Origin of the sequence: Marinobacter sp. AC-23, from assembly GCF_001858325.1 — a bacterium.
In the GTDB taxonomy this organism is placed as follows: domain Bacteria; phylum Pseudomonadota; class Gammaproteobacteria; order Pseudomonadales; family Oleiphilaceae; genus Marinobacter.
Window position 1 is genome coordinate 1 of the sequence record NZ_MBPP01000076.1, and the last position, 4,674, is coordinate 4,674.

At 51.3% G+C, this 4,674-nt stretch carries 7 protein-coding genes and 1 pseudogene; 3 read left to right on the forward strand and 5 right to left on the reverse strand.

Translation table 11 applies throughout. The features are described 5' to 3' along the window. Positions 1-185: integrase core domain-containing protein (locus BCA33_RS18025; protein WP_139173055.1), on the forward strand; the 185-nt coding region annotated here is incomplete at its 5' end. Between the two features lie 20 nt (positions 186-205). Here the strand turns inward: BCA33_RS18025 and BCA33_RS18030 are convergent. From BCA33_RS18030 to ybaK, 3 genes are all read right to left on the reverse strand, one after another. Beyond that, positions 206-607, reverse strand: coding sequence for a hypothetical protein (locus BCA33_RS18030; protein WP_071268037.1), 402 nt, complete (start codon positions 605-607; stop codon positions 206-208). A gap of 590 nt (positions 608-1,197) precedes the next feature. Further along, entirely contained in the window at positions 1,198-1,527 is a 330-nt protein-coding gene (locus BCA33_RS18040; RefSeq protein WP_071268041.1) for an FAD/NAD(P)-binding protein, read from the reverse strand. A gap of 173 nt (positions 1,528-1,700) precedes the next feature. After that, positions 1,701-2,171, reverse strand: coding sequence for a Cys-tRNA(Pro) deacylase (gene ybaK / locus BCA33_RS18045; protein WP_071268043.1), 471 nt, complete (start codon positions 2,169-2,171; stop codon positions 1,701-1,703). 112 nt (positions 2,172-2,283) lie between these two features. On the opposite strand from ybaK, the gene BCA33_RS18050 reads away from it, so the two are divergent. Beyond that, positions 2,284-3,570 carry a serine hydrolase gene (locus tag BCA33_RS18050; protein WP_071268045.1) on the forward strand — a complete coding sequence of 429 codons (1,287 nt, stop codon included), beginning with the start codon at positions 2,284-2,286 and terminating at the stop codon, positions 3,568-3,570. A 5-nt stretch (positions 3,571-3,575) separates the two neighbouring features. Here the strand turns inward: BCA33_RS18050 and BCA33_RS18055 are convergent, their stop codons facing one another. After that, positions 3,576-3,920, reverse strand: a complete 345-nt coding sequence (locus BCA33_RS18055) for a hypothetical protein (protein WP_071268047.1) — start codon at positions 3,918-3,920, stop codon at positions 3,576-3,578. Positions 3,921-4,117: 197 nt separating this feature from the next. Here BCA33_RS18055 and BCA33_RS18060 point away from each other — a divergent pair, with 197 nt between their 5' ends. Continuing rightward, on the forward strand, positions 4,118-4,375 hold the full coding sequence (locus BCA33_RS18060) for a hypothetical protein (RefSeq protein WP_071268049.1): 258 nt from the start codon (positions 4,118-4,120) through the stop codon (positions 4,373-4,375). Here BCA33_RS18060 and BCA33_RS18065 read toward each other — a convergent pair. Continuing rightward, a pseudogene (locus tag BCA33_RS18065) lies at positions 4,369-4,674 on the reverse strand (hypothetical protein); the annotation flags it as partial. The gene BCA33_RS18060 and the pseudogene BCA33_RS18065 overlap by 7 nt on opposite strands.

Sequence of the window (4,674 nt, forward strand, 5' to 3'; positions counted from 1 at the left end):
AGAACGCGTATATCGAGCGCTATAACCGGACTGTCCGCTATGACTGGCTGGCCCAATACCTGTTCCACTCCATTGAAGAGGTTCAGGAATATGCAACGCAGTGGCTATGGACCTACAATAATGAACGGCCCAACATGGCCCTCGGGGGCATTACCCCACAACAGAAATTGGCCATGGTGGCCTAAGCTCTACTTTTGATGCCCTCTTAAAATGGGGTGATTACCAAAACTCCAACAATGAATGCACCAAGGATGGCGCGGCTCAACGCTGCACGAGCGGCCAGATGTATGTTAGGCCAAGTAATACTTGAGCTGTATAGCCAGATACCTAACACACACATTCCAGTGATTGACATCAAATTCTTAGCGAGTTCATAAGCTACGCCTAATTCGTCCATGCTGGCTAAGTCAAATGGTAGCCCCCGCAAACTGAGGCCAGTAATCACGGCAAGTACGGGAGGCGAAATCAATGTGCGCTTCGCCATTAATCGCCAGTTTGCCTTAGGCTGTAAGGCGGCAACAGACACTAGGTTTCCAAATACGGAGCTACCGATGTAGGTGGCGATAATGATACAGCTGGCGATGTCACCAAAAATAGCTATCGCCAATGGCAAGCCTAACCAACCAATATTGAGATAGCTGAATGTAAGCGCAGTCAGCTTATCTTTTGAGTATCTACTACAGCCAGACTTTGTGAGCGAAGTAACGCGATGTTCCTATTGTGTCCTGAAACGGCAGGCGGCCCTCATTCGCTCTTTCAAGCAAATAGCTCCAGTAAGAGCAAATATTACCTTCACCAAGTAGGCGGTTGGCATGAAAAAATTCAGGGTTCCGCATGTTACGAAGCTCTTGGCGCAGCAGTCCAATCACTCTAGGTAACCTGTTGCCTCTCCCGTGCTGGCTAAATTCCCGTTTTAGGTTATGCCAAGTGAAGTGATTCGGCATATAATTAGCCGCCGTGGTGATGGCTGTAGGTACAAAGCCGTTGCGCGAAAAAACATGAATAGAAGGGCATCCTTTACTTACTAGCGATCTAACGCAATCTACTGCAGTTGAGGGCTAAAGGTGGGAGCTGATAATGAGCCGAGTGTTAAAACTGTACGGTGAGCCTTAATCCTCTGGCCAGTCCCCAATCGTATTGTTTGGTATTCGTTGAGGTCATCTATGTCTATGGCCGAAGAATGATACTCGTGAAGATTTAGTTTTCGGTCCTCTTTGAGAGATATCCTTTAAATACTTGGAGTATTTCAAACGGGAAGGATACCGCTCTTCTACCTCCGGCTGGCGTCTCATCCATGCAGAAAAAACCATGCGGATCTTCTGGATCAATGCTCATGAGCTCATGAGGAGTGTTCACCTTCAGAAAGCTCTCTGCCTTGCCAAAGGCAAGCCCCACAGCAAAACTCTCGGCCGGTGAAATAACAGCTACTGTTATAGGTTTGAGCTCTTGCTCATATAACTGAGAATGAAGTTGTCTTAAAAAACTGACTCCGGTCGCTCCGAGGCCGGTGATGGCAAAGTCAAACATAGCTTTCTTCCATAAAAGCGAAAGTGAATTGCAAGGTAAGTATTTTGTGTTTCGTTACTGTTACAAGGCAAGTCAATCCTCGCCCCACAAGGCAGCGGTAATAGGGTGATGACATTAGCCAGCATCTCGGAGTTCACCAGAGCCCCGAGCAGATTCATTGCGTGAGACACGCCTTATTCGTTTCGTATCGGCGCAAACTGCCCTTCGGTCAGCCTGACCAAATCATCAGGTGAAAGCTCTATTTCCAGCCCACGGCGGCCAGCGCTGACGTAAATGGTATCAAAGCCTTCGGCGGACGCATCAATGAAGGTTTTCAAACAATTCTTTTGGCCCAGGGGGCTAACGCCTCCCAGTACATATCCGGTCCGGCGCTGGACTTCTTGCGGGTCGGCCATGACCGCTTTTTTGCCGCCGGCAGCCTTGGCGACCAGCTTCATGCTTAGCATGCCGGTGACCGGCACCACGCCTACGGCGAGGGTTTTGCCATCCACAGAAACCACCAGAGTTTTGAATATCCGTGCCGGATCCACTCCCAGCTTTTCCGCCGCCTCATTGCCGTACCCCGCACTGGCAGCGTCGTGCTCGTACTCATGGATGTTATGAAAAATGCCGGCTTTACAGGCCGCATCGATACCGGGCGTCATAGATTGCTCCTGAATTCGTTGGTTTTTCTAATGGTCAACGGTCTATGATAACTTCAGAGCTGAACCGCTCGAAGGCCCAATAATAACTGTCACCAATACCAAGGCGTACCCGATGAACCCAATAGCCCGTCGTGCACTGCACAGTTGCAAGGTTCCCAAGGATTTGTCTACCGTTACACACCGCGATGCCGCCGGCGAAAAACCGGAAGCGGCTGGCGTTGAAACCCGCACGGTAGACACGATCTGGAAAAGTGTCGAAGCCTTGTATCGTACGGGAGTCCACCCTGGCATCCAGATATCCGTGCGCCACCGGGGTAAACAGATACTGCACCGGGCCATTGGTCATGCCAGCGGCAACGGCCCCCATGAGCCCGCCGGCACACCCAAAATAGCCATGACCACAGACACACCCATCTGTTACTTCTCTGCCTCCAAAGCTGTTACCGCGCTGCTGATGCACATGCTGGTGGAGCAGGGCCTGGTTAACCTGATGGACCCAGTATCTTATTACTGCCCTGAGTTTGCGACAAACGGCAAGCGCACTATTACGGTGCACCAGATTTTGTCGCACCGTGGTGGCATTCCCGCCATTCCCAATGAAACTCCGATTGATGTTCTGTGGAACAAGGATGAGATCTGGCGTTTGCTATGCGAGGCCAGAGCGGTTGAGGTGAACGGGTCCAAAGTTGCCTATCACGCAATAACGGGTGGTTATGTACTGCAGAGAGTGCTTGAAAAAGTCACTGGCGACAGTATCGAAAACTACCTGGACAAACACCTGCGCCAGCCCATGGGCATGAAGTGGTTCACCTATGGAATACAGGCTGAAAACCTGCATGAACTGGCCACCAACTACGCCACCGGCCCTACACCACGCTTTCCCGTATCTTGGCTCGTTAACCGTGCACTTGGCGGTGATATATCAACAGTCGCGCAGGTAACCAATGATCCCCGCTTCCAGGAAGCCGTGATTCCGGCGGGCAACCTGTGTGGCACGGCCGAAGAAATGGGACGTTTCTTCCAGATGATGCTCAATGGCGGTATCTGGAACGGCAAACGCATCTGCAATGAGATTACCATCCGCCGAGCCGTTCAGCAGTTCGGTTCGTTACAGATCGACCGCACCATGTTGATGCCCATGCGCTTCAGCGCTGGCATGATGCTGGGCGGCAACCCGATTGGTTTGTGGGGGCAGCAAAGCCGCTATGCATTCGGGCATGTCGGGTTGATCAACAAGCTCTGCTGGGCCGACGCCGCGCGAGATATCTCCGTAAGCCTCCTCAACACCGGGATTCCCATTGTCGGGCATCACATTCCTGCGCTGGGCAAGTTTATTTACACCATTGCCCGCGAGTTTCCGCTGCGCCCGGAAAGCGAGCGCCCGGTGGTCGCGGCCTGAGGCGTTCACAGGGTTCTGAGTTGATCCTCAAGAATACCGAGTACGGATGACAGAATGTCTCTGAAGTCTGTCAGCGTTTGAGTACGCTGGATGATTTCCTCTCTGTTTTCGTCCAGCTTTTCCAATGTCGGCACCACGCGGCGAATGCCTTCAGTGATCACCTCATAAGGGTAGTGGTGATCCTGAATGCTGAGCTTGTTTATCTCGGAGACTTCCTGGCTGAAAATACTGATGATGTCGTACAGCATGTCCTTATGCGCAATGCTGGAGGCTTCCCAGTAGGCGTCGTCCATTAGCTCAAGCAGAGAAAGGTATTCCCTGAGGGTGTCGGCAACGGATGTCTGGCTCATAAATAATCCTGGTAGCTTTTAAAAGACAGTAAGGGGAACTATAGCAGTGGATTGGACAGGATTCTCTGGGTGTGGAACGGTTACCTGACCATGACGCAAAAATGAAACTCTATTCATTTTGTTGCGCTTTGTCGGACAGTTATGCAAACTGCAATCAGGAAAAAGGAACTACTGCAACTCAATGGATGAGATACGCAATGGATAAGCCCGCAAACACCCACAACGAATACCCTCCCACCGCCAGACAGGTTAGGCTCGACCATCACGACAGCGTGCGTAGCCACGTGCATCAGCAAGTCAGCACTGAAGTGGACCGCCTGGAACGCCGTATTGAGACTTTACGCTTGGCCAAGGCGCCCCATGTGGCTGTTATGATTTCAGCCTACGAGCGCATGATCGACCGCAAAAAAGGCTTTTTGCAAAGCTGGGAGCTTGATGAGCGGCGCTATTACTGACGCCGGGATGCTCCTACTGCAGTCCAGCTTACCGCTGCTTCGTTGTCCTCCTGATTGTCGCAATAAGCACTATTGGCGCTGGTTTTATCGGGATCTTCGCTGGTTGGGGTGTTAACCCTTGCCGGTTCGCCGTTGGAATAGAAAATTCTCACGGTTGAAGTCACATAGTTCAGCTCAACTCTCAGGCAATCAGGGCTTGCATCGCTTAAGTTGATACCGCTATAGCGGTTCAGATCAAGCACAGGCTTGTCCGCACTCTTGATAAAAAGTGTATCGGTTTTATCCTCAATGAACTCTTG

Excerpts from the sequence above, each read along its gene's own strand:
- BCA33_RS18050 (WP_071268045.1), top strand. The coding sequence starts at position 2,284 with ATGAACCCAATAGCCCGTCGTGCACTGCACAGTTGCAAGGTTCCCAAG.
- ybaK (WP_071268043.1), bottom strand. The coding sequence starts at position 2,171 with ATGACGCCCGGTATCGATGCGGCCTGTAAAGCCGGCATTTTTCATAAC.
- BCA33_RS18055 (WP_071268047.1), bottom strand. The coding sequence starts at position 3,920 with ATGAGCCAGACATCCGTTGCCGACACCCTCAGGGAATACCTTTCTCTG.
- BCA33_RS18060 (WP_071268049.1), top strand. The coding sequence starts at position 4,118 with ATGGATAAGCCCGCAAACACCCACAACGAATACCCTCCCACCGCCAGA.
- BCA33_RS18040 (WP_071268041.1), bottom strand. The coding sequence starts at position 1,527 with ATGTTTGACTTTGCCATCACCGGCCTCGGAGCGACCGGAGTCAGTTTT.